Raw genomic sequence first — 26,219 nt, 5'->3', positions numbered from 1 at the left:
GTCCGGGCGGTTTCCGGCGTCCGGACGGGTTTCCTGCGCGCCTTCGCCTTCCGCGACGCCGGGACCGGCGCTCATCATCGGCGGCATGACCGCTGCCTATCCCGCCGAGAAGGACCATCCCGCCGTTCCGATGGGGGCGATCTACGCCGGGCACCCGCCGGCGTCCCGGATCGTGTTCCCGAGCGGGCACGAGGGCTGGCTGGTGACGCGCTACGACGACGTCCGCACGGTCTTCTCCGATCCGCGGTTCAGCCGCAACCTGCTGTACCCGGGCGCGCCGTGCCTGATCGAGCCGGGTGACTTTTCGACCGGCGAGCACAGCATCCTGAACATGGACCCGCCCGACCACACGCGCCTGCGGCGGCTGTCGGCGCAGGCGTTCACCGTCCGCCGGATCGCCGCGCTGCGGCCCCGGATCCAGCAGATCGCCGACGAGCTCCTGGCGGCGATGATCGCCACCGGCCCGCCGGCGGACCTGGTCGAACAGTTCGCCTTCCCGCTGCCGACGGCCGTCATGTGCGAGCTGCTCGGCGTCCCGTTCGACGGCCGCGAGCGGTTCCGGCGGTGGTCCCGGGTGATCGTGACGCCGATGCAGCACGCGCCCGCCGACGTCGAGCAGGCGCGGCGCGACGGCGCCGAGGACATGGCCGCGCTGGTGGCGGCGAAGCGCTCGGAGCCGGCGGACGACTTCCTGAGCGCCCTCGTGCACGCCCGCGACGAGGACGGCGACCGGCTGACCGAGCCGGAGCTGATCGACCTCGCCACGCAGCTGCTGCTCGCCGGGCACGAGACGACGGTCAGCCTGATCGGGTGCGGGGTCGTCCTGCTGTGCCGGCACCCGGAGCAGCTGGCCGCGCTGCGCGCCGACCCCGGGCTGACGGCGGGCGCGGTCGAGGAGATCATGCGCTACGACGGCCCGGTGGACTCGTCGCTGCTGCGCGTGGCGCTGGAGGACGTGTCGCTGGGCGGGGTCCTGGTGCGGCGCGGCGAAGCGGTGCTGGCCCACGTCGGGGCCGCGAACCGCGACGAGAACGTGTTCCCGGCCGCGACGGAGTTCGACATCCGCCGGAAGGACGCCCCGCAGCTCGGCTTCGGCCACGGCATCCACTTCTGCCTCGGCGCGGCCCTGGCCCGGCTGGAGGGCGAGATCGCCCTGCGCGCGCTGGTGGACCGGCTGCCCGGGCTGGAGCTGGCCGTGCCGCCGGAGACGATCGCCTGGCGGCCGCCGCTGTCGGTGCGCGGACCCGAAGCGGTGCCGGTGTCCTGGGCAGGGTGACGGGCCGCGGCTGGTGCCGCGAATGACTCATTCGGACGTCCGGGGTCCCGAATGAGTCATTCGCGACGCTCGAAACCGCTGCCGTGCCCGCTGACCACGGCCACGCGGCCTGGGCTGCCGGAGGGGCGCCCGGACTGGCGGATTCTGCCGGCGCGGCCGCATTCAGCCGCGCCCGCGCACCTGCGCCGAATGCCGCTCCCGGTTGGCGCCACCGGGCGAGCGGGGCGGGACACCACTGCTCCAAGCGGGTAGAACCTGTTCCAGTTTCGGCGTGCTGCGGAAATCATGGCCCTCGCCGTTCCCACGAGCGAGGAGTCGCCATGGATGCCGACCTGACCCGCCGCCAGCTCCTCCGCGGCACCGCCGTGGGGGCCGGCCTCGCCGTGACGGCCGGGCTCGCCGCCCCGGCCGCCGATGCCGCGCCGCTGGGGGAGTACGACGTTGTCGTGGTCGGCTCCGGGGCTGCGGGCATGACCGCCGCGCTGACCGCGGCCAAACGCGGGCTCAGCGTCGTCGTGCTCGAGAAGGCGCCCACCTTCGGCGGGTCCGCCGCCCGGTCCGGCGCCGGGATCTGGATCCCGAACAACCAGGTGCTGCTCGCCGCCGGCGTGCCCGACACGCCCGCGAAGGCCGCGCAGTACCTCGCCGCCGTCGTCGGGCCGGATGTCCCGGCCGCGCGGCAGGAGGCGTTCCTGCGCCACGGCCCGGCGATGATCGCGTTCGTCCTGGCGAACAGCCCGCTGCGGTTCCGCTGGATGGCGGGCTACAGCGACTACTACCCGGAGCTCCCCGGCGGCCTGCCGAACGGCCGGTCGATCGAGCCGGACCAGTTCGACGGGAACCTGCTGGGCGCCGAACTGGCCAACCTGAACCCGCCCTACCTCGCGACGCCGCCCGGGCTCGTCGTGTTCAGCGCCGACTACAAGTGGCTGAACCTCGCCGCGGTGAACGCCAAGGGGGCCGCGGTCGCCGCCGAGTGCCTCGCCCGCGGTACCGCCGCCGCGCTGGCCGGGCAGAAGCCGCTCACCATGGGCCAGTCGCTCGCCGCCGGCCTGCGCGTGGGGCTGCTCCGGGCGAACGTCCCGGTGTGGCTGAACACCCCGCTCGTCGACCTGAACGTCGAAGGCGGCGCGGTCACCGGCGTCGTTGTGCCGCAGGGGCTGGTGCGGGCCCGGCGCGGCGTGATCGTCGGCTCGGGCGGGTTCGAGCACAACGCCGCGATGCGCGCGCAGTACCAGCGGCAGCCGATCGGCACCGACTGGACGGTCGGGGCGAAGGAGAACACCGGCGACGGCCACCGCGCCGGGCAGCGCGCCGGCGCCGCCCTCGACCTGATGGACGACGCGTGGTGGGGCCCGGCCATCCCGACCCCGGGCGACCCGTACTTCTGCCTGGCCGAACGGACCCTGCCCGGCGGGCTGATCGTGAACCAGGCCGGGCAGCGGTTCGTCAACGAAGCCGCGCCCTACAGCGACGTCGTGCACACCATGTACGACAAGAACCCGGCGGCGCCGGACATCCCGGCGTGGCTGATCGTCGACCAGAACTACCGCAACCGGTACCTCTTCCGCGACATCCCGCCGCTGCTGCCGTTCCCGGACGCCTGGTACGCCGCCGGCGCGGTCTTCAAGGCCTCGACCGTCCAGGACCTCGGTGCGCGGATCGGCGTGCCGCCCGCCGCGCTGAAGTCCACTGTGGACCGGTTCAACGGGTTCGCCCGGTCCGGCACCGACCCCGAATTCCGGCGCGGGGCGAGCGCGTACGACCACTACTACACGGATCCGTCGGTGCTGCCCAATTCCTGCCTCGCCCCGCTGTGGGCGCCGCCGTTCTACGCCTTGCGGCTCGTCCCCGGCGACCTCGGCACGAAGGGCGGCCTGCGCACGGACGCCCGGGCGCGGGTGCTCCGCCCGGACGGATCCGTGATCCGCGGCTTGTACGCGGCCGGCAACGCGAGCGCGGCGGTGATGGGCCACAGCTACGCCGGCGCGGGCTCGACCATCGGCCCGGCGATGACGTTCGGCTACATCGCCGCGAACGACGTCTAGAACGCCTTTTCCACCAGGGGAAGCACTTCGGTGCCGAGCAGTTCGATGGCCCGCATGACCTCGGCGTGCGGGACGCCGGACCAGTCCATCTGCATCGCGTAGCGGTCCGCGCCGGTGAGCTTGCCGACCTCGATCAGCCGCTCGGCGATCTCCTGGGGGCTGCCGACGAACAACGCCTGCGCGCCGCGGGTGTATTCGTCGTACTCGGCGCGGGTCGGCACCGCCCAGCCGCGGGCGCGGGCGCCGTACTTCATCGTCTCGAGCCAGTACGGGTAGAACGTTTCCTTGGCGTCCTGCGACTTCTCGGCGAGGAAGCCGATGGCGCCCATGGTGACGTGCAGGTCCGCCGCGTCGTGCTCGCCCGCTTCGCCGGCCTGCCGGTAGAGGTCGACCAGCGGCGCGAAGCGTTCGGGCTGCCCGCCGATCACGGCGTACACCACCGGCAGGCCGAGCAGCCCGGCGCGGATCGACGACTCCGGGTTGCCGCCGGTGCCGATCGAGATGCGCAGGCGCTCGCCGTACGGGCGGGGCAGGATCCGCGCCCCGTCCAGCGGCGGGCGGAACCGGCCGGACCAGGTCAGCGGGTCCTCGCGGTCGATGCGCAGGAGCAGCGCGAGCTTCTCCTCGAAGAGCTCGTCGTAGTCGCCGAGGTCGTTGCCGAAGAGCGGGAACGACTCGGTGAACGACCCGCGGCCGGCGAGCAGTTCCGCGCGGCCGTGGCTGAGCTGGTCGAGCGTGGTGAACTGCTGGTAGACGCGGACCGGGTCCTCGGTGCTCAGCACGGTGACGGCGGAGCTGAGGGTGATCCGGTTCGTGATGCTCGCGGCTGCGGCCAGGACGGTGCCCGGGTTGGAGATCGCGTACTGGTCGAGGTGGTGCTCGCCCAGCCCGTAGAAGCCGAGGCCCAGCTCGTCGGCGAGCTTGATCCGCTCCAGGGTGTTGGCCAGCGTCTGCGCGACGGTGGGCTGGTCGCCGGTGCGCGGGTCCGGCGCGCGGTCGCCGAAGCTGTAGATGCCGAGTTTCATACAACGCTCAACTACTTTGGGGGCGGATTCGTTCCCCCAGCCGCCGGCCTTCAGCCGAAGCGGGCTTGGATGGCCTCGAGGTTCTTCTCCGACAGCTGCCGGGCGGCGGCGCGGAGGCCAGGCCGCGGACCTCGAAGAGCGAGCAGCCGCGGCGCGTCCGCAAGCCCCCGCCGCGGACGAGCCGGTCGATCCTCAGGTACCCGCGGCACCCGGTGACCGGGACGGTCCACACCACTTCTAGCAAGACGCTTCCGTCATCGCCCCTCCTGATCCGCCGGTCAGCAGCCGAGCTCGTAGGCGATCGCCTGCTCGACCCACCGGGCGCAGTCGCCGGCGGTGACCGTGCCCTGCCGGGCGACGACCTGCACGGCGAGCCCGTCGAGCAGCGCGGTCAGCCGCCAGGCGGCGCCGTGCGGATCGGGGCACCGGAACGTCCCGGCCCCGACACCCTCCGCGATCAACGCGACCACGGCATCCCGCCACCGCAGGTCCAGCCGCTGCAGCACGGCCCGCAGGGCGGCGTCGCGCATCGCCGCCACCCCGGCCTCGATCCACAGCTGCCAGCCGTCCTGCTTCGCGGGCCCGTACCGGGCCAGCACCGCACGCAGGCGGGCGTCGGGCGGGCCGCCGCGCGCGAGCTCGTCGTCCAGCTTCGCGAGCTCTTTTTCCGCGGCCTGCCGGAAGGCCTCGATGACGAGCGTTTCGAGGGTTCCGAAGTGGTAGAAGATCAGCGCGGTGCTGACGTCGAGCGACCGGGCGACATCGGCGGCCCGCACCCCGGCGATCCCCCGGGCCCGGATCTGCCCGAGCGCGGCGAGCACGATCTCCTCCCGCCGGACCGCGACCGCCTTCCGCGTCATGCGGCTCACCGTACCGAGGGGGGTGGGGTGGCGGGAGGCGCCGAATGTGGGTTCCCCGGCCTGTGCGGACGGTCAGGATCGGGGGGCCGGCTGCGGTGCTGCAGCAGTGGCCTGGTCGCCGGCGCCCGCACGCGGAAGTGCCGGGAAACCGCGACCGCGGCTCCCCGGCACTTCCGGCCGTCCCCTCAAGCGGTCCACAGTGGATCGCGGCCCAGGTAGCGGAGCAGCGTCGCCACCGCGTCGTCGTCGGGCGTGCCCGCCAACGCCGCTGCGTACGCGAAGCCGCGCAGGGGTTCGGCCAGCTGCTTCGCCACCGGGAGCAGCTGCTCGGCCAGCTCCGGCGTCAGCGGGGACGCCTGGCCCGTGGCCGTCGCGATGTCCCAGGCGTGGACCGCCGCGTCCAGGGCCGCCGCGCCCACCGCCACCGGGGCCGGGAGGGCTCCCTGCGGCAGCGGGGTCGGGACCTCGCTCGTGTCGCGGCTCACCGTGGCGAACGCCGCCGCCGCGGCCGTCAGGGCCGGCTCCAGGAACGCCGCCGCCGGACCCGGCAGCTCGCCCGACGGGGAGAACGGGTCGAAGCCGGGGCCGCCCGAACCCGTGATGAACGCCGCGTAGCCCAGCTGGTCACCCGCCGCGTGCTGGAGGACCTGGGTGACGTTCCACTCCGCGCACGGCGTCGGGGCCGACCAGTCCCGCACCCCCGCGATCGCCGACCGCAGGGCTTCGTGGGCCGACGCCAGTACCGGCCACGAGGTGCCGCGGTCCAGGCTCGCGAAGAAGCGGCGGATGTCGCCCACCAGGACCTCCGGGGCCTCGTGCGCCGCGTAGTGGCCCGCCGCGTCGCGGGCGCCGCCGCTGCCCGAACCGGCGTCGTAGCTGTTCCAGCTGACGATGTTCGCGTGGTCGCGCTCGGCGAAGCGGCGGATCGACTGGAAGTCGCCGGCGAACATCGCCAGGCCCGTCGGGACCGTCGTCGGGCCCTCCGGGTGCGCCGTCGTGTGCGCGTCCTCGTAGTAGAAGCGGATCGAGGAGCCGCCCGTGCGGGTCAGCCAGTACAGCGCCACGTTGGCGAGCACGAAGTCGGCGTCGAGGTGCTCGCCGAACAGCTGGGCGTTCCACGCCAGCAGGCCCAGCGGCGAGTCCGCGAGCGCGAACGCCAGCGTGTGCGGCTGCTGGCTGTGCAGCGTGTTGAAGGAGAACATGTTCTCGTAGAACCACTGCAGGTGCGCGAGCGCGGCCTGGTCGGCTTCGCTCAGGTCCGCCATCTCGGCCGGGTCGCCGGACGGGAACGCGAACAGCTGTGTGACGTGCACGCCGACGACCTTCTCCGGCGCGAGCCTGCCGATCTCCGGCGAGATCATCGACCCCGCGTCGTTGCCCGCCGCGCCGTAGGACTCGTACCCGAGGCGGCTCATCAGCTCGGTCCACGCCGCCGCCGTGCGGTGCGTGCCCCACCCCGCCGACTTGGTCGGGCCCGAGAAGCCGAAGCCCGGCAGCGACGGGATGACCAGGTGGAACGCCGGCTCGGCCGCCGACTCCGGCTCGGTGAGCGGGCCGATCACGTCCAGGTACTCCACGATCGAGCCCGGCCAGCCGTGCGTCAGCACCAGCGGGGTGGCGTCCGCCCGCGACGACCGGACGTGCAGGAAGTGGATGGTCTCGCCGTCGATCTCGGTCAGGAACTGCGGGTACGCGTTGAGCCGCGCCTCGAACGCCCGCCAGTCGAACTTCTCCAGCCAGTACTCGGCCAGCTCGCGCACCCGCTCGTTCGTGACACCGTACTCGGCGGGCAGGTCGTCCGGCCACAGCGCGCCGCGCAGGCGGTTCTGCAGGTCGTCGAGCGCGGGCTGCGGGATCTCGGCGCGGAACGGGCGGAGGGCGGGGACCGTCATGACTGGCTCCTGTGGTTCGCAAGGCGGAACGGAATGGTTCGTTCCGAACTGTAGCAGACCGGAACGATCCGTTCCAGTGGTAATCTCGCCGCATGCCAGAGACAGCTGAGCCCGAGACCGCCCTGCCCGGCCGCCGCGGCCAGGCCGCCCGCAACAACGTCGTCATCCTCGACGCCGCGCGCCACGTCTTCCTGAACGATCCGAAGGCACCGATCGCGCAGGTCGCCGAGCGCGCCGGCGTCGGCATCAGCGCGCTCTACCGCCGGTACCCGAGCAAGGAGGCCCTGCTCTGCCGCCTCTGTCACGACGGGCTCCGCACCTACCTCGAGGAAGCCGAGGCCGCGGTCGCGGAGCCGGACGGCTGGGCGGCGCTGACCGGGTTCCTCGCCCGGGTCGTCGACGCCGACGTGCACTCCCTGACCGTCCACCTCGCGGGCACGTTCACCCCCACGGCCGAAATGGGCCAGGACGCGCGCCGCGCGGGCGAGCTGACGAAGAAGCTGGTCGAGCGGGCGCGCGAAACCGGGCGCCTGCGCCACGACGCCGTCACCGAAGACCTCGGCATGATCCTCGAGTGCTGCGCGGCGATCCGCGTCGACGACCCGGAGCGCACGGCGCAACTGCGCCGCCGGTACCTCGCGCTGCTGCTGGAAGGGCTGTCGGCGGGTGGCCCCGACCTGCCGGGCCCGCCGCCCCGCCCCGGGGAGATGAACGGCCGCTGGCGTCCCGCCTGACGGTGGTGCCGCGGCGCGTCCGGATGGCGGTAACGAATTCCGGGAGTGCGACGACTGATCAGCGTCGGCTGTCCAAAAAGACCACGCACATCTGTCAGAGCGGCATTCCCCGGACCGGAACAGCGAGATGACGACTATGCAAAAAAGCTGGCGACGGATCACGATCCTGTCTTCGGTGGCCGCACTGGCCACGGCGTTCATCGCCATCGCGCCCGCCGCTCAGGCGGCCACGCCCACCAGCGCCGTCGAAGTCAGTCCCACCACTTTGGTGCCGGGACAGACATTCACCGTCACGCAAACCATTCACAACGACCGCGATTTCACGGTGACTTTCGCGAAGGGCGCCATTTACGGCACGCCGACCGCGATCACCGACGTCGTCGACGTCGTGTCCTGCACCAACACGACGGCGGTCGGCTGCTTCCAGGCCGGCAGCAGTTACCGCGCCGCGTTCGGCGACCTCGCGGCGGGCGGCACGAAGACCACGGTGTGGACCTTGCGCGTCAAGGACACCGCGGCGCCCGGGTCGTTCACGCTGCAGCACCAGTTCGTCGGTGACAACTACGCCTTCGAAACCCTCGACGGGCCGGTGCTCACCATCGCCTCGCCGGCCACGCAGGCCGACGTCAAGGTCGCGCTGGGCGCCACCGGGCACGGCGGGCTGAACGCGCGCATCGACTACACGGTGACCGTGACGAACACCGGCCCGGCCGCGGCGACCGGAATCCGGGTCGTGGCCACGTATCCCGCGGGCCTGTCGTTCGCCAGTGGCACCGGCTGCGCCCCCGTCGGCGGCACCCGGACCGTCAACTGTGACGTCGCTTCGCTGGCCAGTGGCGCGTCGGCGACGCCGAAGTTCTCGGTTAACGGCGGCCTGCTCGCGCTCGGTTCGTACACCGCGACGGCCAAGCGGACGGCGAGTGCGCCGTCGGATCCCAACCCCGCCAACGACAGCGCGTCGAAGACGTGCTCGGCGCTCACCGGGCTCATCGTGACCTGCTGAGGGTGCGCGAGAGGTGAACCGGGCTCGTGTCCTCCGCCAGGGACGCGGGCCCGGTTCGCGTTGTCAGCCGGAGACCGACGCGTACAGCTTCGCGATGTCGTCGTCGAAATAGGGGCTGTAGGAAACGTCCGGGGTGTCGCCACCGAGCTGGTAACCGCCGATCACGCCGATGACCGCCCCCTCGGTGACCCACGGGCCGCCGCTGGTGCCGTCGGGAAAACCGGGGCAGGCGACGCGCAGCTGATAGGAGTCCGACTGCGTGGTGTTCCCGTCGCAAACCACCGGCGAATCGGCGGTGTCGGGGTAGCCCGTGAGGGTGATCCGGTGCTCGAACCCGCGATTCGTGCCGAGCACGTTGGCGCCGGTGAGGCTTTCCAGCGAGGCCGGGTTTCCCGGCTGCCGCACGGTCAGGAACGCAAAATCCAGATCCGGGTCGGCCGAGGACGTCCAGCCACCGGCGACGGCCACCGAGGTCACCGTCCACATTCCCAGCGGCGCCACGCCGTCGTGGTAGCCGGGGGCGAAGGCCATGCCGTCCTTGACGCAGTGCGCGGCGGTCAGGACGAGGTTGCCGACGGCGGAGTGCACCACACTGGCCGTGCAGAAGTGATTCCCGTCCGCGAACAACGCCCCGACCGCCGAAACGGCGGGTTTCGCCGGAGCAGCAGCCGAAGTGGTGATCGGCGCACCCGCGGCGTAGGCGTCGTCGGAGGTCGTGCCGGTGCCGAGGACCAAGCCGGCCCCCAGGACCAGCAGGGCCGCCGCGATTGCCAGTGCGGAGCGGGGGAACTTGATCGCCACCACTCCAGATCACCACAGCGCAGCCGTATCCGCAGCGTGCGGAGCCGGATGCACAGCGACTTCACAGCGCCGGGTTCGAACCGCCTAGCCGAGGTCCTTGGGGAGCAGGGTGGTCGCCGCGTCCGGGGCGGCGACCGCCTTGGGCCGCCGGTCGCGGAAGACCCAGCCGCCGATGATGCCGCCGGCGAAGCCGAACAGGTGGCCCTGCCAGCTGACCCCCTCCTCGGTCGGCAGGAGGGAGGTGAACTGGTAGGCGAAGCACAACGCCATCACGAGCCCGATCACGATGTCGATCGGGTGCCGGTCGAACAGCCCGCGCACGATGACGTAGCCGAAGTAGCCGAACAGCAGGCCGCTGGCGCCGACCGTGACCGTGTTCGACGGCGTGATGAACCAGACGCCGAGGCCACTCGCGACGATGATCAGCACGCTCACGCCGAGCCACTTCTTCACCCCGCGGTAGGCGGCGAGGAACCCGAACACGAACAGCGGCCCCGAGTTGGCTTCGATGTGCATCCAGCTGGCGTGCATGAACGGCGAGGTCAGGATGTCCGGCAGCGACCCCGGGTCCCGCGGCTCGATGCCGAACTCGCGGCTCAGGTCGTAGCCGTCGACGGCGTTGACGATCTGCACGAGCCACAGCACGGCCAGCAGGCCGACCATGGCCCACAGGGCCTTCTTGGCCTCGGCGATCATCATTTCGGCGTCGCCGCGGGCCGGGCCCTCGCTGGTCGTGCTCATCTTGTCCCCCTGCTCGGTTGCGGGCCCGAGGATAACCGGCAGGGGCCCCGGGCGCGGCTTTCCGGACACAGCCGTGACCTGGCAGGGTTGACGGCATGACGTCACACCGGCCGGAGGTGGTCTTCCGGGGCCGTCGCATGCCCGGCGACCGCGCCCTGGTCATGGCCATCGTCAACCGCACGCCCGACTCGTTCTACGACAGGGGCGCGACCTTCGCTGACACCGCGGCCGTCGAGGCGGTGGACCGCGCGGTCGCCGCGGGCGCCGACATCGTGGACATCGGCGGGGTGAAGGCGGGCGAGGGCCCCGAGGTCGGCGTCGACGAGGAGAGCAGCCGGGTGGTGCCGTTCGTCGCCGAGGTGCGCCGCCGCCACCCCGGGCTGGTCATCAGCGTCGACACCTGGCGGCACGAGGTCGGCCGCCGGGTCTGCGAAGCGGGCGCCGACCTGCTCAACGACACGTGGGCCGGCGCCGACCCGAAGCTGGTGGAGGTCGCCGCGGAGTTCGGCGCGGGGTACGTCTGCTCCCACGTCGGCGGCATGCCACTGCGCACCGACCCGTACCCCGCCCCGACGCCGGACCGGCCGTTCTGGCCCCGCTACGACGACGTGGTGGCGGACGTGGTCGCCGAGCTGACAACGGCGGCCGAGCGAACCGTCGCGGCCGGCGTACCGCGAGCGGGCGTCCTCATCGACCCGACGTTCGACTTCGGCAAGAGCACCCGCCACGGCCTGGAGTTGCTCCGCCACTTCGACCGGCTGGTGGCAACGGGCTGGCCGGTCCTCGTAGCGCTGTCGAACAAGGATCTCATCGGCGAGACGTTGGACGTCGAAGCCCCCGACCGCCTGGCGGGCACACTGGCGGCCACGGCAATCGCAGCACACGCCGGCGCAGCGATCTTCAGAGCCCACAACGTCCGCGAGACCCGCGAAGCAGTGGAAGCGGTCGCAAGCTTCGCCCCGAACCAACCCAAGGAGCGGGGTGGTCATCCCGTCGCCTGAGGCCGTGAAATCACTTTGAGCCAGGCCCGCAACCTGGAGACCAAGGCGAGACGAGGACGCAAGCTTGCGGGCCTGGCTCAAAGTGATAGGCCTCGATCAGGCGACGGGATGACCACCCAGCGGCCCCAACGAGAAGGTGAGAGGGACGCGGTTCTGGTGGTCATCCCGGAGCCTGCCCGTCCGGCGAGGACAGGCCTTTGTTTTTGCTGCGGAAGCAACACGTTCTGCCGCGGTAGGGGGTCGCGTTCTGCCGCGGCAGAGACGTTCTGCCGCGGCAAGGAGGCGGGTCCGACCTCCCCCGCCCCTCCGGTGGGAGTTTCAGCCGCCGATCGGGTTTGTCAAGGCGGGAAAGCGTGCCTTGACAAACCCGAGCGTCGACTGAAGAGCGGCTGGGATGAGGGGCGGGGGAGGTCTGGTGACGTCGTGGTCGGCTTGCGTTGCCGGGCGGCGGTCCGCGTCGACGAGGTCCGGGAGGCGGTCGCCTGCCGGTCGCGCCTGAGGTCGCGAATGACTCATTCGAGACGCCGGAGGTCCCGAATGAGTCATTCGCGACCTTGGGTGGCCCGACCGGTCCGTCCATTATGGACTTAATCTCCAGAGCGAGGTGACTTCGGCGGCCCTGGCCCGGTGCAGGGGGTCCGTGGGATCGAGGGCGCGTGGGTGCCTGGGTGCCGCTTCGGTGCGGTCCACGACCCCCAGGCCCGCCGCCGCGATCCAGCCGAGCAGCTCCTCGCGGGTGCGCAGGCCCAGGTGCTCGGCGAGGTCCGAAAGCACCAGCCACGCTTCGCCGTCCTGGGTCAGGTGCCTGCGGGCCCGGTCGAGGAAGCCGCGCAGCATGCGGCTGCCGCTGTCGTGCACCGCGTGGTCGAGCGGTCCCCGCGGGCGGCCCGGGAGCCACGGCGGGTTGGCCACCACCAGCGGGGCGCGGCCGCGTGGGAACAGGTCCGCCGGCACCACCTCGGTGCGGCCCGTGAAGCCCAGGCGGGCCAGGTTCTCGGTGGCGCACGCGACCGCCCGGGGGTCGGTGTCCGTCGCCACCACCTGCTGCACCCCGCGGCGGGCGAGGACGGCGGCGAGCACGCCGGTGCCGGTGCCGATGTCGAACGCGAGTTCCGTGCCCGGCAGCGGTGCTTCCGCCACCAGGTCGACGTACTCCTGCCGCACCGGGGCGAACACGCCGTAGTGCGGGTGGATCCGCGCTCCGAGCGCCGGGACGGCGACGCCCTTGCGGCGCCACTCCGCCGCGCCGAGGACGCCGAGCAGCTCCCGCAGTGGCACGGCCGCGGGCTCTTCCAGCGGCCCGTGAACCGCAGAACACGCGGCCCGGACGTCCGGTGCCCGGCGCAGCGGGATGACGTGCCCGGGATCCAGCGGCACGTACAGCAGGGAGAGCAGCCGCGCCCGGCGGGCCCGGTCCGCGCGGTAGCGGGGGTAGTCGTCCGGCGGGGGCGGCGGGATCCGCCGGTTCACGGCGTCGAGCAGCTGCCGGGCGGCCGGGTAGCCGCCGTGCCAGAGCAGGGCGACGCCGTCGGACATCGTGCGGAAGGCGGCGTCGGCGGACAGCCGGTCGCCGGCGGCGACCGCGTGCCGCGTGGGGGGTGAAAAGAGCCGGCGATCGGGTTCGCCGGGCAGGACGAGACGAGCCACGGTGAGGGGGTTTCCGTTCTTGCTGCGGGCACGGCGAAGCACCCGCGAGACGTGCGGGGTGTGCGGAGGACCGGAGCGGGAACTAGCTCAGGACAGCAGCATGAACGGGAGTCGTCACCCCTTCGACCCTAGCTGCGCGCCCGGGGCCATGGCGTACAAAGGACGAAGAGGTGATGCCGGATGACGCCCTCGGTGGTGCGGCACGGGAAGCGGCGCCGGTGGGCGGTGGTCGCCGCTGTGGCCGTGGTGCTGGTTTCCGCGCCGTCGGTCTTCGCCGCGCTCGCTCCGGCCGGGGCGGCGGTGGACCCGGCTCGGCTGCGCACCCTGGTGCTGGACTCGGCCGGACGGCCGTACCAGGGTTACGCCGAAAGCGCCGGTTCGCTCGCGCTGCCGGAATTGCCGAACCTCGCCGCCGTCACCGCGCTCTTCTCGATGCGGACGCCGATGCGCGTGTGGTACGCCGGGCCCGACCGCTACCGCGTGGACATCCTCGGCACCGCCGGCGAGCACGACGTCTACCGGCTGCCCGATGGCGAATACACCTGGGACTACGGCGACAACACCCTCACCGAGCTGATCGGCGACCCCGGCGTCCGGCTGCCGCGGGCCGGGGACCTGCTGCCGCCCGAGCTCGCGCGGCGGATCCTGCGGGCGGCGCAGGGCGACCCGGTGAGTGCGCTGCCGGGGCGGAACGTCGCCGGGGTCGCCGCGGCCGGCCTGCGGCTCGTGCCCGCCGATCCGGACACGACCATCGGGCGGGTGGACGTCTGGGCGGACCCGGCGACGGGGGTGGCGGTGCGGATCGAAGTGACCGCGCGCGGGCAGGAGGCGCCGATCCTCGTGACGGAGTTCCGGCAGCTCGACCAGACGACGCCGGTCGTCGAGGCGCCGCGGCCGGTGCTCGGGTCCGGGTTCACCGTGGCGAGCGCCCCGGACGTCACCGACACGCTCGGCGCGTTCGGCCAGGTCCCGCTGCCCTCGTCGCTCGCCGGGCGCCCGGTCGTGTCGTCGGACTTCGGGGGAGTGCAGGGCGCCGCGCTCTACGGCCGCGGGCTGGCCGCCTTCGCCGTCATCGCCGTGCCGCGGACCGTGGCCAACGCGGCGGGCGACGCCGCGGGGAAGGCCGGTGCGGTGCAGGCCCGGCTGGCCGCGGGGAGCGTCGTGCAGCTGTCGATCACCCCGCTGTCGCTGGGCATCGTGCGGTCGTCGGTGTCCCGCCGCTCCTACCTGCTGGCCGGGACGGTGACGCCCGGCGTCCTGAAGTCCGTGGCCGACGAGCTGTCCCGGCTGCGCCGGAGCGGCTCGTGATCGTGACGCACGCGCTGACCAAGCGCTACGGCCGCACGGTGGCCGTCGACGGCGTCGACCTGAAAGTCCGCGAAGGCGACCGCTACGGCTTCCTCGGCCCTAACGGCTCGGGCAAGACCACCCTGGTCCGGATGCTGCTCGGCCTGGTCTACGCGACCGCCGGGGAGATCGAGGTGCTCGGGAAGCCGGTGCCGAAACGGGTCGCCGAGGTGCTGCCGGACGTCGGCGCGCTCGTCGAAGGCCCGGCCGCGTACCCGCACCTGTCCGGCCGCCGGAACCTCGCGCTGCTCGACGCCGCCGGACGCGGCGGCGGACGGCGCACGCGACGCCGTCGCATCGGCGAAGCCCTCGAACAGGTCGGGCTCGGCGGGGTCGACCAGCGGCCGGTGAAGGCGTACTCGCTCGGCATGCGGCAACGGCTCGGGCTGGCCGGCGCGCTGCTGCGCCGGCCCCGGCTGCTGATCCTCGACGAGCCGACCAACGGGCTCGACCCGCAGGGCATCAAGGAGATCCGGGAACTGCTGGTCGCCCTGAACGCGGGCGGCACCACGGTGTTCCTCTCCAGTCACCTGCTGGCCGAGGTGGAGCAGCTGTGCACGCGCGTCGGCGTCGTCGACCGGGGCCGGCTCGTGCTGGAGGAGGACCTGGCCACGCTGCGGGCGGCGACCGGCCGGGTCCTAGTCGGCACGCCGGACCCGGCCGAGGCGGCCGCGGTGCTCGACGGGCAGCTCGAAGCCCGCGACGGCGACCGGCTGGTCATCCGGCATCCCGACCCGGCGGCGCTGAACGCGCTGCTCGTCGAGGCGGGGGTGCGCGTGACGTCCATCCACGCCGAGCAGCGGACGCTGGAACAGGTCGTCCTCGACGTGACGGGCCCGGGGTCGGACCGGTTCGGGGCGGCGGGATGATCGGTGTCGAACTGCGGAAGCTCGCGCTGCGGCCGCGGGTCTGGTTCAGCGTGCTGCTGCTGTGCCTGCTGCCGGCCATCGTCGGCGTCTTCCTGGCCACGGCCGACTTCGCGCCGCCGCCCGGGCAGGGCGGGGCGTTCCTCTCGGCGGTCGTCAACGACGGCGCGCTGTACCCGGCCGCCGCGCTCGCGCTGGTGCTGCCGCTGTTCCTGCCGATCGCGGTCGCCGTCACCGCGGGCGACGCGATCGCGGGCGAGGCGGCCACCGGCACCCTGCGCTACCTGCTGGTGCGCCCGGTCGGCCGGACCCGGCTGCTGGGCGCCAAGATGGTCGCGCTCGCCGTGTACGTCACCGCGGCGATCGTCATCGTCGTGCTGACGTCGCTGGTGCTCGGGGTGATCCTCTTCGGCACCGGCGGCACGCCCGGCGTCGCGGGGCCGGGCGGGCAGCCGACCGGGGTGACGTCGTTGTCGGGGCAGTCGCTCAGCTCGTCCGCGCTCGGCCTGCGGCTGCTGGGCGCGGTCACCTACATCGTCGTGTCGATGCTCGGGTTCGCGGCGATCACGGTGTTCCTCTCGACGGTGTCCGACTCGGCGCTGGGGGCCGCGCTGGGCGGGCTGGCCGTGCTCATCACGAGCTCGGTGCTGGAGACCCTGGACGCGGCCGCGTCGGTGAAGCCCTACCTGCCGACGCACTACTGGCTGTCCTGGATCGACTTCTTCCGCGATCCGGTGCTGTGGCGCAACATCGACCACGGGCTGCTGCTGCAGGCCGGCTACATCGTGGTGTTCTTCGGGGCCGCGTGGGCGAACTTCGCGACGAAGGACGTCACGAGCTGAGGCACTCCGTGGGCGCTTCGAGCGGGGTGGTGCCGAGGGCCTGCAGGACGATCTCGGTGACGGCGGGGTCGGTGGGCAGGTCGCCGTGGCCGGCCGGGTTGCCGGGGCAGACCTGCTGGAGGGAGACGTTGACGGCGCCGTCGAGCCGGGCGGAGTCCGGCGGGGTCACCGTCTCGTCCCGTTCCGTCCAGAGCGAAAGCCACGGCAGGGCGGGCGGGATCGGGTCCTTCGCCAGCTCCTGCAGGAGGCTGCTGCCGGGCGCCAGCTGGACGCACGCGGTGGGGCACCCGTCCGGGACGAGCGCACCGCCCGCCGTCGCCAGGCCGGTGCCGTGCATCGGCGCGCCGAGCGTCACGACCCGGCGGGCCTGGTGTTCCCCGCCTTCCCGGTCGACCCACAGCCGCGCCACGACACCGCCCGCGGAGTACCCGACGACGTCGACCGAAGGCGCGCCTTGTTCGTAGGCCTTCTCCACGGCTTCGGCGAGGACGGCGGCCTGTTCGACCAGGTCGCCGGTGCCGTCGCCGGCGAGGGTGAGCACGTCGGCGGGGCGGCCGGTGGCCTGCCGGATCCGCTCGGCGAGGGTTTCCAGGGCACCGCGGCCCCCGCCGTAGCCGGGCACGAGGAGGACGGGACCGGGCTTGTTCTGGTCGGGCGTCCCGGCTTCGGGCGCGGCTTTGGCACCGGAGGTGGCGACAAGGGTGGCCACGACGACGGCCACCACGGCGACGGCAACACCGCTCAGCATCAGCCGTCGCCGAGGACTGAGTCCACCCCACCAAGCCGTGATCCGCACAGTCCCATAATGCCCCCGCCCCCAGCGCCACTTTCCCTACGAAAGTGATGCGGAGGGCCTCTCTCCACCTCACTTTCACGTGAAAGCGAGGTGGAGGGTTCCTCCGGATAGCTTTCACGTGAAAGTGAGGTGGAGGGGTCGTCTCCGGATCACTTTCGTAGGGAAAGTGCAGGGTTAGCCGGCGCCGTAGCAGACGTAGCTGGAGGTTGCGGGGGAGTTCGGGAGGTCCGCCTGGGCCTGGGCCAAAGCCGCGGCTGGGGGGAGGCCTGCGGCCAGGTGGCGGTGGTGGCGGACCATCAGGGCGCGGCCGGCGTTGTCGGGGATCGGGAGGACCGTGGCCACCAGGCTCGTGGTGCCCAGGGCCAGCAGGGCCGACGCCAGGCCCAGGAGCTCGTCGCCCGCGTGGACGGCCGAGCGGCCGGAGTCGCAGCCCGACAGGACCACCTGACGGGGCGGGCGGGCCAGCCGTTCCAGGTCGTACACCGTCAGCGGGCCGTCGGCGAGCCGGAGCGAGGAGAACAGCGGGTTGTCCGTGCGGAACACCCCGTGCGCCGCGAGGTGGCCCAGCGCGGCGCCGTCGAGGGCGGCCAGCACCGGCTCGACCCGTGCGGTGCGGCCGGTGAACCGCCGGGCACCCGGGTAGCGGCGGGCCAGCGCGGCGGCTTCCGCGGCGGCGTGCCGCAGCCCGGGACCGGCGACGACGACGTGGTCGCCGCCCGGCTCGCGGGGTGCGGTTGCCGCGCGGTGCCACAACGCCGCCGACGGCGCCAGGGACACCGGACGGCCGTGGCAGCCCGGCAGCGCCGGCCACGGCAGTTCGTGCAGCCGCCCGGTCGGCACGATCACCAGCGGGCCGTCGCCCAGCGCGAGCGGGGCCAGCAGCAGGGCGTCGAGGCGGCGGGCCGTCCGGGCGGCGAGCTCCGCGAACGAGCCGAGCCCGAACGCCGATCGCCGCAGGGCGAACCGCAGCTCGTCCAGGCGTTCGGCCGCCTCGGCCGCCGGGCCCAGTTCGCACCGCCGGAGCCGGCCGCCGCCGAGCACCAGCGCGGTCAGCCGCCCGTCCAGTTCCAGGTACTCCACCAGCGTGGCCGGACCCAGCGCCGCGGCGAGCTCCGCGCGTGACGGGATGCGACGGTCCGAAGCAGACACGCCGCCGGCGTGCCGGGCTCGGTCGCGCACCGCCTTCTCCAACCGTGCCTGCCGGCGCAGCAGAGCCGGCGCCTGCCCGGTGCCCGCGGCGAGGTCGACGGCGACCTGGCGCAACGCGGCGAGGTCGGCGGCCAGGCCCTCGTCGTCCGGCGGCCGGGCGGGCCGCAACCGCAGCGCCCCGGCGTGCCGCTGTTCCGCCCAGCGCAGCACCGCCTCGGGGTGACCCGCTTCGACGGCGAGCCGCAGCCCGAGCCCGGTCAGTTCGCTCGCGTGGCCCGACGCGTGCGCGCGCAGCTCGCTGGCCCCCAGCCCGGCCCGGAACCGGTCGACCACCCGGACGCCGGCGCGCACCGCGGCGTCCGCGCCACGGCGGTCGCCGTGGACCAGCCGCAGCAACGCCGTCGCGTGCCAGGCGCGGGCCCGCAGTTCGGCCGGGCCGCCGCGCCCGGCCCGGCCGACGGCCGTCAGTTCCGCCTCCGCGACCGCCGGACGGCCCAGCTCCAGCGCCAGCGACGCGACGATCAGCCGCGCGTCCAGGGCCGGGACCACCCAGCCCGCTTCGGTCAGCGCCACCACCGTGCGCTGTCCCGACCGGAGCATCGCCGCCGTCCGGAGGCCGCTGTCGCGACGGGCCCGCAGCGCCAGGTAGCCGCCGAGCGCGGCCCAGCCCGGCCGGCGCTGCCGGGCCGCGGACCGCCGGGCCAGCGAGGCTTCGCGCAGTGCCGTTTCCGGGTCGCCGTCGAGCAGCGCGACCTTCGCCAGCAGCAGCCGCGCCTGGACGAGGTCGACGGCGTTGCGCCGGCGTTCGTAGTCCGCGACGGCGGCCGTCGCGGCTTCCCGTGCTTCGGTGATGAGCCGGACGGAGAGCAGCGTTTCGGCGCGTTCGATCGGCAGCAGGCCCGGGTCGGTGCCCGCTTCCCGGTAACGCACGGCGGCTTCGTCGTAGGCGGTGAGCGCGGCCGGGACGTCGCCGTGGACGGTGGCGGCGAGCCCGCGGTTCTGCCACACCATCGCCGTCCGTCCGATGTGGCCGGTCGCGGCGAACCCGCTTTCGGCCCGGCGCAGGTCCTCCTCGGCGCCCCGCCAGTCGCCGAGCCGAGCGAGCACGATGCTGCGGTTGGTGCGGATCGTCGCCTCGATCAGGGCGTCCCCGCCCGCCGCCCGCAGCGTGGCGAGCGCGGCGGAGAACTCCGCGGCGGCGGCACCGAACCGGCTGATTTCGGTGAGCACGACGGCCCGCTGCATGCGCAGCCGCGCGGCCGCCGTCCCGGTCAGCTCCGGCATCGCGCGGTCCAGCTCGCGCAGCGCCTCGGCCGTGCGCCCGGTCAGCGTCAGCACGTACCCGAGCACCCCGCGCGTCTGGGCCGCGCGCTCGCGGAGCCCGGCGCCGTCGGCCAGCCGGACCGCGGTGCGCAGCCGGGTTTCGGCGTCGGCGAGGCGGCCCGTGGCCACCCCGGCGAGGCCGAGCGCGTGCTCGGCGACCGCGGCCGCCTCGGCGTGGCCGTTCGCGTCCGCGAGCGCGGCCGAGGCGAGCGCCCGCGCCTTGGCCGGCGCGGTGAACGCCAGGTCGGCCGCGGCGACGGCCTTGGCCAGTGCCCCGGTCATCGCCGCTGGTGTCCGCTCCGGCCGGGGCGGGCCGAAAACGGGCCGGCCACGCGGCACACCACCGTCGCCACGCAGCCGTCCGGCCGTGACGGTGGCCGGATCGGCACCGAAAGGCGCAGTATCAGATCGAGGGGTTCGCGGATCGGCTTGCCGACCCGTTCACCCATGATCGGCCCCGGAGGGGGACGCATGACCCGATACCGAGCCGGCCAGCTGCTGGTCCATGCCGACGATTGTGCCGCGATCCGCACCGGACTGGCAGCGTTCGGCTACCACCCGGACGGCGGTGCCGGGCCGCTGCGCCGCTTCACCGGCACCCGCCCGGTCCCGGAGGTGCTCGCCGCGCTGCGCGGCCGCGGCGCGAGCCCGAACCACCTCTTCGGCCTCGACCGCATCATCTGGGGCGACCTGCGGCCCAAACCCACCGACAACACCCTGACCCCGGTGCCCGCGGGCGACATCCGGCACTGGGCCGGGGTGATCGACACCGGGATCGTGCTGCGGGACCGCCGTCCGCACGAGTTCCTCGGCGAGCGCGTCCACTTCGAACCGGAGGACACCGTCCGGGTGGTCCGCGGCGAGGACGGGAACCCGGCCGGCGCCGCCGGGCACGGGACCTTCGTCGCGGGGGTGGTGCTGAAGCAGGTGGGGCCGGACGTGGGCGTCCGGATGAAGGGCGTGATCGACGAGCAGAGCGGCGACGCCGAGGACCTGGCGGTGGCGAACGCGATCGACGACCTCCGCGGCGACGGCGTCACCCTGATCAACCTGTCGTTCTCGGGCCAGACCTTCGAGGACCGGCCGCCGAAGGCGATCGAGGACGCGCTGCGCCGGCTGTCGCCGGACACCGTCGTGGTCGCCTCCGCCGGGAACCGGGGGATGCGGCAGCGGGTCTACCCGGCCGGGATCAAGCTCGCGCCCACGGTCCCGGGCGAGGAGGACGACAAGCACGCGCTGGTGCTGCCGGTCGGCTCGGCCGACGCCACGCGCAGCCCCCGCGTCGCGGACTTCAGCAACTTCGGGCCGTGGATCGCGGCCTACGCCGACGGGGTCGACGTGGTCGGCCCGTACTTCCACCCGGGCTACCCGGTGCAGCCGCCGGAGGAGGAACCGAAGTTCACCGGCTACGCGGTCTGGAGCGGGACGTCGTTCTCGGCCGCGATCGTCACCGGCCGGATCGCGGCGGTGATGGCGACCGGGAAGAGTGCCCGGGAGGCGGCACGCGAGGTGCTCGACGGCGCCGACTCGATCACCGTGTCCGATGTGAACGGACCCAGCGAAGTGCCGCGCGTCCAGGAGAGCTAGAGGCTGGCCCAGCCGGTGGTGACCGTCGTGCCGTCTGCGGCGGTCACCTTCACCCGGGTCGCGCCGCGCGGCAGCCCCGCCGCCGTGAACCAGCCTTCCGCGCCGATCGGGCGGACGTGCCGTTCGCCCGCCACCTCGATCACCGCGTCGCCGGTCGCGCCGGTGATCAGGCCGCGCAGCGCGACCCGGCCGCCGGCGTACTCCACCTGCAGTTCCACCGACACCCGGGCCGATTCGAACGACAGCAACCGGACGTCGTCGGCGCCCGCGCGGACTGTGCCGGCCGCGGCCGCGTCCGAATCGAAGGCGAGTTCGGCGAGCTCGGCGTCGAGGTCGCGGGTGACGAGGGCCGCCCGGGCCTGGCGCAGCACCAGGTCCGGCACCGGGTCCGCCTGGGCGGCCGCCGCGCGCAGGATCTCCATGAGTTCGTCGTCGCCGGTCACGTCCGGTCCTCCGTCCCGAGCCCGGCCTGGCCGGCCCGCTCGCGCAGCCGGCCCAGGCAGCGCTGCCGGGTCGGGCCGATGCTGCCGACCGGCATGCCGAGGGCCTCGGCCACCTCCGCGTACGACGGCGGGGGAGTGGCCATGAGCACCCGCAGCAGCCGGCGGCACTGGTCGGACAGCGTGCCCAGCGCCCGCCAAAGGGTGGCGTCGCGTTCATCGAGCAGCAGGGCCGCGTCGACGGCCGCACCGGGCGACGGCTCGCTCTGCCAGACCTGGTCGTCGGTGGGGCGTTCCCGGTCGGTGCGGCGGAGCTGGCGGAGGCATTCGTGCCGGGTGGTGGTGGCCAGCCAGCCGGGCAGCCGCTCCGGGTCCTTGATCCGGCCGAGGTTTTCGACGAGCTTCAGCCACGTCGTCTGGACGACGTCGCCCGCATCGGCGTCGGAGAGCCGGTGGGCGCGGGCGATCGACCAGAGCAGAGCGGCGTAGCGGTCGACGAGGGCGTCCCAGGCCGCCTGGTCGCCGCGCGCGGCCGCCTCGAGCAGGGTCGTGGTGTCCACTTCACCTCCGCTTGACCCACTCAGCCTAGCCAAGAGCGACCCTTCGGACCTGTACGCCATCGGGGGACTCCTTCGCGGTCTTCCCCCGCTCATCCGATCCGGTGAGAGGCCGGGAAATACCTGAACCACCCCCGCGGTGGCCGCCGTGTGCCCGGTGGGAGTGGTGGTGGAGTCGGATCGGGGTGAACCGATCGTGCGGATGCGGTTGTTCGGGGTTCTCGTACCCGTGCTCGTGGTGGAACTGGTGGTCTGCGGGCCGCCGGTGGCGGAGGTGAGAGGCCGGGCGGTGCCCGTTCCGGCGAGCACCGGCGCACCCCCGTGCGCGTGGCTCGGGGATACGCCGGTGGCGCCGGTGGTTGTGCAGCTCTAGTTGAACGGGTCCAGCGTCAGGTAGGCCGTCGCCGGGTTGCCGTCGTTGACCAGGGATTCGTAGTGGCCGACGTCGTCGAACGCGAAGGCGTACGCCTTGCCGTCCGCCATCTGCGCGTGGATCTTGCGCGCGTAGTGGTTGGTCACCGCGTCCTGGTAGAAGCCGGCCGGATTCGTGTCGGGCTGGTTCGCGTTCGTCAGCAGCGTCGAGCGGTTGAAGCCCGCGCAGAGCGTGCGCGAGATCTGGCCGCGGACGTCGTTGGGGGCGTCGAGGTTCTTGTAGCAGCCGAAAACGCTGTCGGAATCCGGTTTCTGGAACGCCGTCACGAACCCGCCCGCGGTGTTGGTGAAGTTCATGGTGTTGCCCGAAACCCGGCCGTAGTACTTCACGCCCGGCTGGTCGGCGACCGGGGTCACGGTCAGCGTCGAGGAGCTGTACTTCGTCCAGACGCGGTTGATGTAGTCCTGCAGCACGGTCGCGGGCAGCGCGCCCGCTTCGATGCCGTGGCTCGGGGCCAGCGCGCGCAGGACCGTGCCGTCGGACCGGGTCCGGATCAGGTTGGCCCAGCCGCCCGGCTGGCCGCGCAGCGCCGTGTAGAAACCGTTGTAGCCGCCCGGTTTCAGGTGTCCGGTGCTCCTCGTGGTGCCGCCCACGGGCTGCACGCCGACCGCGTACGGCGCCGAGAACATGTCCACCTGGGTGCTGTTGATCCAGAGGCCGCCGTCGTTGAGCGTGTACTCCGACCAGTTGAACAGGATGCCGGCGTTCGGGTCCGACGGGTTCTGGACCGCCGGCTGCACGAGCCCGCCGGTGGCCAGCTTGAACACCAGCTTCTGCCCGTAGGAGAAGTAGATCCGGCCGGAGAACTTCGGGATCCGGATGGTGATCGACTGGCCGTTGGCGGGTCCCGGGATGGACGCGTCGGGGGCGGGGATCGGCGGTACCGCGCCGCCGGGCCAGGCGTGGAACGCGCCGTTCGCGTCGGCCCAGCCCTGCTGCCCGGTCGCCAGGTTCGTGCCGAGGTCGTAGACGTAGACGGGATCGCTGCGGCCGGAATTGTTGGTGATCTTCAGGGGGATCGTGGCCGGGACCGCGGCGGTGGCCGGGGCGGTCGCGAGCCCGGTGGCCACCGCGATGGCCGCTCCCAGCACCGCAAGCCGTTGTCGGACGGACGTTCTCGTGCGCACGGGCGCCTCCTCGTCGAGGCCGATGATCGCAAGTTGTTCAGACCATTTCAGCGTCGGTGTCCCGGTGAGCGGTTGTCAAAGGCTGATAATTATCAGCCCCCGTCCGGACCAACGGCCGCCACTGCGCGGCCACGACGGCGGCCAGCACGATCGCCGCGCCCAGCAGCTGCCACGGCGTCAGCCGCTGGCCGAGCGCGAGCCAGCCGAGCAGGGTCGCGACGACCGGGCTCAGCAGCCCGAGGAACGTCACGTGCGTGGCCGGCAGCGCGCGGATCCCGCGGAACCACAAGGCGTACGCGAACGCGGCGCCGACCAGCGCGAGGTAGCCGTAGCCCGCGAGGTTCGCCCCGGACAGCGACGCGGGCGGCGGACCTTCGACGGCCAGTGCGACCGGCACGAGCACCAGCCCGCCCGCGACGAGCTGCCAGCCGGTCGTGGCCAGCAGCGGCGCGGGGGACGTCCAGCGTTTGCTCAGCACGACGCCGGTGGCCATCACGACCGCGCCACCGGCCGCGGCGGCGACGCCGATCGCGTCGAGGCGCGCGGTGGACTGCAGGACCAGCAGGCTGACGCCGGCGATCCCGGCGACGCCGGCGAGCAGGGTGCGCCGGGTCAGGCGTTCGCCGAGCAGGCCGGTGGACAGGCCGGCGACCAGCAGCGGCTGCACGGCGCCGAGGGTGGCAGCGACCCCGCCGGGCAGCCGGTAGGCGGCGACGAACAGCAGGGCGAGGAAGGCGCCGATGTTCAGCGTGCCGAGCACGAGCGACCGCCACCACCAGTCGCCCTTCGGCAGGCGGCGGGTGAGCGCGACCAGCAGCAGCCCGGCGGGCAGCGCGCGGATGACGGCGGCCAGCAGCGGGCGGCCGGGCGGCAGGAACTCGGTGGTGACGAGGTAGGTGGTGCCCCAGATGGCCGGGGCCAGCGCGGTGACGAGGATCAGGGCGAGCCGGTTGTTTAGCACTAAGACAGATTACCTTACTGCTAAGGTAAATGGCTACCGATCACTCACCGCTAAGGCATCCGTTACGCTGTGCCGATGGGCGACCACGTGGACCGGGTGCTGGCGCAGTGGCACGCCGAGCGGCCCGACCTGGACGTTTCCCCGATGGCGGTGATCGGCCGGCTGTCCCGGCTCAGTGCGCTGGTCGACGCGGAACTGCGCCGCACGTTCGCCCGCCACGGCCTGGACCGCGCGACCTTCGACGTCCTCGCGACCCTGCGCCGCAGCGGGCCGCCCTACCGGCTGACCCCGACGGAGCTGATGCGGTCGGCGATGGTCACGTCCGGGGCGATCACCCAGCGCCTCGACAAGATGGAGGCGCGCGGCCTGGTCGAGCGCACCCCGAACGAGGCGGACGGCCGCGGGGTCCGCGTGCAGCTGACCGAGGCCGGGGGCGAGCTGATCGACCGGGTGCTGCCGGAGCACGTCGAGACCGAGCACCGGATCCTGTCCGCGCTGGGCGTCGACGAGCGTGCGGAACTGGCCGCGACGCTGCGGACCCTCCTGGAAAGCCTCGGCGGCGCCGGCTCCTGACCCAAACGCCCCAATGTGGCGTTGGTTGCGTCCAACGCACCGAACGCCACATTGGGTGCGCTGGACGCACCGAACGCCACATTGGGGCGCTTGGGCGGCGGCGGGGCTCAGGAGATCTGGCGGACCGGTTCGCTGCCCAGCAGGGAGTCGAGGTCGATGCGGCCGCCCGCGGCGGCCAGCACCGCGTCGATCGCCAGGTCGACGTCGAGCTTGCGGCCGTGCTGGTCGGCGTACGCGCGCATCAGGTTTCCGATGTGGCGCTCCGGGTTGCGCCACGTCGGCCAGCGCAGGGACGCCTGCTTCGCCAGCTTCGTGAAGCTGGACTGGCGCGTCGTCGCCTCCAGCAGCCACTCCAGGTAGCCGCGCATCGCGTGGAACGCCGTGTGCGCGGGGGTGGCCACCGGGCCGTGGCCGGGGACCAGGGTGCGCGGCCGGAACGTGTCCTGCAGCCAGTCGAGCGCGTCGAGCCAGCCCAGGATCGACCCGTGCACCGCCATCGGGGTGTCGCCGATGACCACCAGGTCGCCGGTGAACAGCGTGCCCGAACGCGGTTCGTGCACCACCAGGTCACCCGCCGTGTGGGCGACGCCGGGCACGGCCACGACGTCGACGGCCGCGCCGCCGAGGTCCAGCTCGTACCAGCCCGGCACCGGGCGGACCGCGTGCGGCTCCGGCGGCTCCAGCACGCCCCAGCGGGTGTAGGTGAAGACGTTGCCGTACGTCTGCGGTCCGGCCTTGACCAGATCGAGGCTGCCGGGCGCGGCCAGCGCCGTCCCGCCGTCGCGCAGGGCGACGCCGAGCCCGTTGTGGTGCTCGCCGTGCGCGTGCGTGATGACGACCGTGAGTTCCTGCTCGCCCGCGTACTTGCGGACGTCGCGCAGCAGCTCCAGCGTCGCCTGCTCGGTGCCGCAGGTGTCGATGAGCGCGACGCCCTCGCTGCCCTGGATCCAGCCGCTGTTCGCGACGAACCACTCGGCCGGGCTCTTCACGTACGCCACCACTCCGGGCCGCGCGTGCCGGAGCGGGACGATGTTCGTTCTGACGGCCGGCATGCTCTTCCTCCCCTGAACGGACGATGCGGTTAACGACGGCGGCCGGGACAGGTTGCGCGGATTCTCCGGAATGTTCCCCACCAATTTCGGTCGGCTGACCGGTCGAGAATTTCCCGGATTGTTCCTGGCCCAGGGTCT

General features: G+C 73.2%; 23 protein-coding genes. 10 read left to right on the top strand and 13 right to left on the bottom strand.

Features of this window, described 5'->3' with window-relative positions; all coding sequences use genetic code 11:
- Positions 1–85 precede the first annotated feature (85 nt).
- Together Q5425_RS38025 and kstD are read left to right on the top strand one after the other, a co-directional pair.
- Entirely contained in the window at positions 86–1,276 is a 1,191-nt protein-coding gene (locus tag Q5425_RS38025) for a cytochrome P450 (RefSeq protein WP_308677246.1), read from the top strand.
- A gap of 320 nt (positions 1,277–1,596) precedes the next feature.
- Entirely contained in the window at positions 1,597–3,324 is a 1,728-nt protein-coding gene (gene kstD, locus Q5425_RS38020; protein WP_308677245.1) for a 3-oxosteroid 1-dehydrogenase, read from the top strand.
- On the opposite strand, the gene Q5425_RS38015 is transcribed toward kstD, so the two are convergent.
- From Q5425_RS38015 to Q5425_RS38005, 3 genes are all read right to left on the bottom strand, one after another.
- Complete coding sequence (locus Q5425_RS38015) at positions 3,321–4,349, bottom strand: LLM class flavin-dependent oxidoreductase (protein ID WP_308677244.1); 1,029 nt, start codon at positions 4,347–4,349, stop codon at positions 3,321–3,323. The two genes, kstD and Q5425_RS38015, sit on opposite strands and share 4 nt — an antisense overlap.
- A 278-nt stretch (positions 4,350–4,627) precedes the next feature.
- Positions 4,628–5,209, bottom strand: coding sequence for a TetR/AcrR family transcriptional regulator (locus Q5425_RS38010; RefSeq protein ID WP_308677243.1), 582 nt, complete (start codon positions 5,207–5,209; stop codon positions 4,628–4,630).
- 185 nt (positions 5,210–5,394) lie between these two features.
- Complete coding sequence (locus Q5425_RS38005) at positions 5,395–7,101, bottom strand: TIGR03086 family metal-binding protein (protein ID WP_308677242.1); 1,707 nt, start codon at positions 7,099–7,101, stop codon at positions 5,395–5,397.
- A 92-nt stretch (positions 7,102–7,193) separates the two neighbouring features.
- Here Q5425_RS38005 and Q5425_RS38000 point away from each other — a divergent pair, with 92 nt between their 5' ends.
- Positions 7,194–7,835, top strand: coding sequence for a helix-turn-helix domain-containing protein (locus Q5425_RS38000; protein WP_308677241.1), 642 nt, complete (start codon positions 7,194–7,196; stop codon positions 7,833–7,835).
- A 175-nt stretch (positions 7,836–8,010) separates the two neighbouring features.
- Positions 8,011–8,838 carry a DUF11 domain-containing protein gene (locus tag Q5425_RS37995; protein WP_308677276.1) on the top strand — a complete coding sequence of 276 codons (828 nt, stop codon included), beginning with the start codon at positions 8,011–8,013 and terminating at the stop codon, positions 8,836–8,838.
- Between the two features lie 63 nt (positions 8,839–8,901).
- Here Q5425_RS37995 and Q5425_RS37990 read toward each other — a convergent pair whose 3' ends face one another.
- The gene (locus Q5425_RS37990; RefSeq protein WP_308677240.1) at positions 8,902–9,642 is read right to left on the bottom strand and encodes a serine protease; all 741 of its coding nucleotides are present in this window, start codon (positions 9,640–9,642) and stop codon (positions 8,902–8,904) included.
- An 81-nt stretch (positions 9,643–9,723) separates the two neighbouring features.
- A complete protein-coding gene (locus Q5425_RS37985) occupies positions 9,724–10,380 on the bottom strand; it encodes a rhomboid family intramembrane serine protease (RefSeq protein ID WP_308677239.1) in 657 nt (218 codons plus the stop codon).
- Positions 10,381–10,475: 95 nt separating this feature from the next.
- Between Q5425_RS37985 and folP the strand changes: the two genes are divergently transcribed.
- Entirely contained in the window at positions 10,476–11,381 is a 906-nt protein-coding gene (gene folP, locus Q5425_RS37980) for a dihydropteroate synthase (RefSeq protein WP_308677238.1), read from the top strand.
- A 579-nt stretch (positions 11,382–11,960) separates the two neighbouring features.
- Here folP and Q5425_RS37975 read toward each other — a convergent pair.
- On the bottom strand, positions 11,961–13,028 hold the full coding sequence (locus Q5425_RS37975; RefSeq protein ID WP_308677237.1) for a methyltransferase: 1,068 nt from the start codon (positions 13,026–13,028) through the stop codon (positions 11,961–11,963).
- 180 nt (positions 13,029–13,208) lie between these two features.
- Between Q5425_RS37975 and Q5425_RS37970 the strand changes: the two genes are divergently transcribed.
- From Q5425_RS37970 to Q5425_RS37960, 3 genes are read left to right on the top strand one after another with little or no spacing between them, the layout of a single operon-like run.
- A complete protein-coding gene (locus Q5425_RS37970; RefSeq protein WP_308677236.1) occupies positions 13,209–14,336 on the top strand; it encodes a hypothetical protein in 1,128 nt (375 codons plus the stop codon).
- Positions 14,333–15,244, top strand: a complete 912-nt coding sequence (locus tag Q5425_RS37965; protein WP_308677235.1) for an ABC transporter ATP-binding protein — start codon at positions 14,333–14,335, stop codon at positions 15,242–15,244. The genes Q5425_RS37970 and Q5425_RS37965 overlap by 4 nt, the downstream gene beginning before the upstream one ends.
- Positions 15,241–16,083, top strand: a complete 843-nt coding sequence (locus tag Q5425_RS37960) for an ABC transporter permease (RefSeq protein WP_308677234.1) — start codon at positions 15,241–15,243, stop codon at positions 16,081–16,083. The genes Q5425_RS37965 and Q5425_RS37960 overlap by 4 nt, the downstream gene beginning before the upstream one ends.
- Here the strand turns inward: Q5425_RS37960 and Q5425_RS37955 are convergent.
- Complete coding sequence (locus Q5425_RS37955; RefSeq protein WP_308677233.1) at positions 16,073–16,831, bottom strand: lipase; 759 nt, start codon at positions 16,829–16,831, stop codon at positions 16,073–16,075. The two genes, Q5425_RS37960 and Q5425_RS37955, sit on opposite strands and share 11 nt — an antisense overlap.
- A gap of 222 nt (positions 16,832–17,053) precedes the next feature.
- A complete protein-coding gene (locus Q5425_RS37950; RefSeq protein ID WP_308677232.1) occupies positions 17,054–19,633 on the bottom strand; it encodes a CHAT domain-containing protein in 2,580 nt (859 codons plus the stop codon).
- 189 nt (positions 19,634–19,822) lie between these two features.
- On the opposite strand from Q5425_RS37950, the gene Q5425_RS37945 reads away from it, so the two are divergent.
- Positions 19,823–20,938 carry a S8/S53 family peptidase gene (locus Q5425_RS37945; RefSeq protein ID WP_308677231.1) on the top strand — a complete coding sequence of 372 codons (1,116 nt, stop codon included), beginning with the start codon at positions 19,823–19,825 and terminating at the stop codon, positions 20,936–20,938.
- Here Q5425_RS37945 and Q5425_RS37940 read toward each other — a convergent pair.
- The 4 genes from Q5425_RS37940 to Q5425_RS37925 form a co-directional block, all read right to left on the bottom strand.
- On the bottom strand, positions 20,935–21,381 hold the full coding sequence (locus Q5425_RS37940) for a hypothetical protein (protein ID WP_308677230.1): 447 nt from the start codon (positions 21,379–21,381) through the stop codon (positions 20,935–20,937). The two genes, Q5425_RS37945 and Q5425_RS37940, sit on opposite strands and share 4 nt — an antisense overlap.
- Positions 21,378–21,938: a sigma-70 family RNA polymerase sigma factor gene (locus Q5425_RS37935; RefSeq protein WP_308677229.1), complete on the bottom strand. Its 561-nt coding sequence runs from the start codon at positions 21,936–21,938 to the stop codon at positions 21,378–21,380. The genes Q5425_RS37940 and Q5425_RS37935 overlap by 4 nt, the downstream gene beginning before the upstream one ends.
- A 366-nt stretch (positions 21,939–22,304) precedes the next feature.
- A complete protein-coding gene (locus tag Q5425_RS37930) occupies positions 22,305–23,495 on the bottom strand; it encodes a glycoside hydrolase family 64 protein (RefSeq protein ID WP_308677228.1) in 1,191 nt (396 codons plus the stop codon).
- Positions 23,496–23,532: 37 nt separating this feature from the next.
- Positions 23,533–24,456 (bottom strand): EamA family transporter, encoded by a 924-nt coding sequence (locus tag Q5425_RS37925; RefSeq protein WP_308677227.1) that lies wholly within the window; start codon positions 24,454–24,456, stop codon positions 23,533–23,535.
- A gap of 75 nt (positions 24,457–24,531) precedes the next feature.
- On the opposite strand from Q5425_RS37925, the gene Q5425_RS37920 reads away from it, so the two are divergent.
- Entirely contained in the window at positions 24,532–25,029 is a 498-nt protein-coding gene (locus tag Q5425_RS37920) for a MarR family transcriptional regulator (RefSeq protein WP_308677226.1), read from the top strand.
- 107 nt (positions 25,030–25,136) lie between these two features.
- Here the strand turns inward: Q5425_RS37920 and Q5425_RS37915 are convergent, their stop codons facing one another.
- On the bottom strand, positions 25,137–26,081 hold the full coding sequence (locus Q5425_RS37915) for an MBL fold metallo-hydrolase (RefSeq protein ID WP_308677225.1): 945 nt from the start codon (positions 26,079–26,081) through the stop codon (positions 25,137–25,139).
- Positions 26,082–26,219: the final 138 nt, after the last annotated feature.

This window comes from Amycolatopsis sp. A133, from assembly GCF_031082405.1.
Lineage (GTDB): Bacteria > Actinomycetota > Actinomycetes > Mycobacteriales > Pseudonocardiaceae > Amycolatopsis.
Note: the sequence above shows the minus strand (reverse complement) of the source record. Positions and strands in the feature narration are given on the sequence as shown.

Bases quoted from the DNA above. Each gene is read 5' to 3' on its own strand.
- Q5425_RS38025 (WP_308677246.1), top strand. From the start codon at position 86: ATGACCGCTGCCTATCCCGCCGAGAAGGACCATCCCGCCGTTCCGATG.
- kstD (WP_308677245.1), top strand. From the start codon at position 1,597: ATGGATGCCGACCTGACCCGCCGCCAGCTCCTCCGCGGCACCGCCGTG.
- Q5425_RS38015 (WP_308677244.1), bottom strand. From the start codon at position 4,349: ATGAAACTCGGCATCTACAGCTTCGGCGACCGCGCGCCGGACCCGCGC.
- Q5425_RS38010 (WP_308677243.1), bottom strand. From the start codon at position 5,209: ATGACGCGGAAGGCGGTCGCGGTCCGGCGGGAGGAGATCGTGCTCGCC.
- Q5425_RS38005 (WP_308677242.1), bottom strand. From the start codon at position 7,101: ATGACGGTCCCCGCCCTCCGCCCGTTCCGCGCCGAGATCCCGCAGCCC.
- Q5425_RS38000 (WP_308677241.1), top strand. From the start codon at position 7,194: ATGCCAGAGACAGCTGAGCCCGAGACCGCCCTGCCCGGCCGCCGCGGC.
- Q5425_RS37985 (WP_308677239.1), bottom strand. From the start codon at position 10,380: ATGAGCACGACCAGCGAGGGCCCGGCCCGCGGCGACGCCGAAATGATG.
- folP (WP_308677238.1), top strand. From the start codon at position 10,476: ATGACGTCACACCGGCCGGAGGTGGTCTTCCGGGGCCGTCGCATGCCC.
- Q5425_RS37970 (WP_308677236.1), top strand. From the start codon at position 13,209: ATGACGCCCTCGGTGGTGCGGCACGGGAAGCGGCGCCGGTGGGCGGTG.
- Q5425_RS37960 (WP_308677234.1), top strand. From the start codon at position 15,241: ATGATCGGTGTCGAACTGCGGAAGCTCGCGCTGCGGCCGCGGGTCTGG.
- Q5425_RS37955 (WP_308677233.1), bottom strand. From the start codon at position 16,831: ATGCTGAGCGGTGTTGCCGTCGCCGTGGTGGCCGTCGTCGTGGCCACC.
- Q5425_RS37950 (WP_308677232.1), bottom strand. From the start codon at position 19,633: ATGACCGGGGCACTGGCCAAGGCCGTCGCCGCGGCCGACCTGGCGTTC.
- Q5425_RS37945 (WP_308677231.1), top strand. From the start codon at position 19,823: ATGACCCGATACCGAGCCGGCCAGCTGCTGGTCCATGCCGACGATTGT.
- Q5425_RS37920 (WP_308677226.1), top strand. From the start codon at position 24,532: ATGGGCGACCACGTGGACCGGGTGCTGGCGCAGTGGCACGCCGAGCGG.
- Q5425_RS37915 (WP_308677225.1), bottom strand. From the start codon at position 26,081: ATGCCGGCCGTCAGAACGAACATCGTCCCGCTCCGGCACGCGCGGCCC.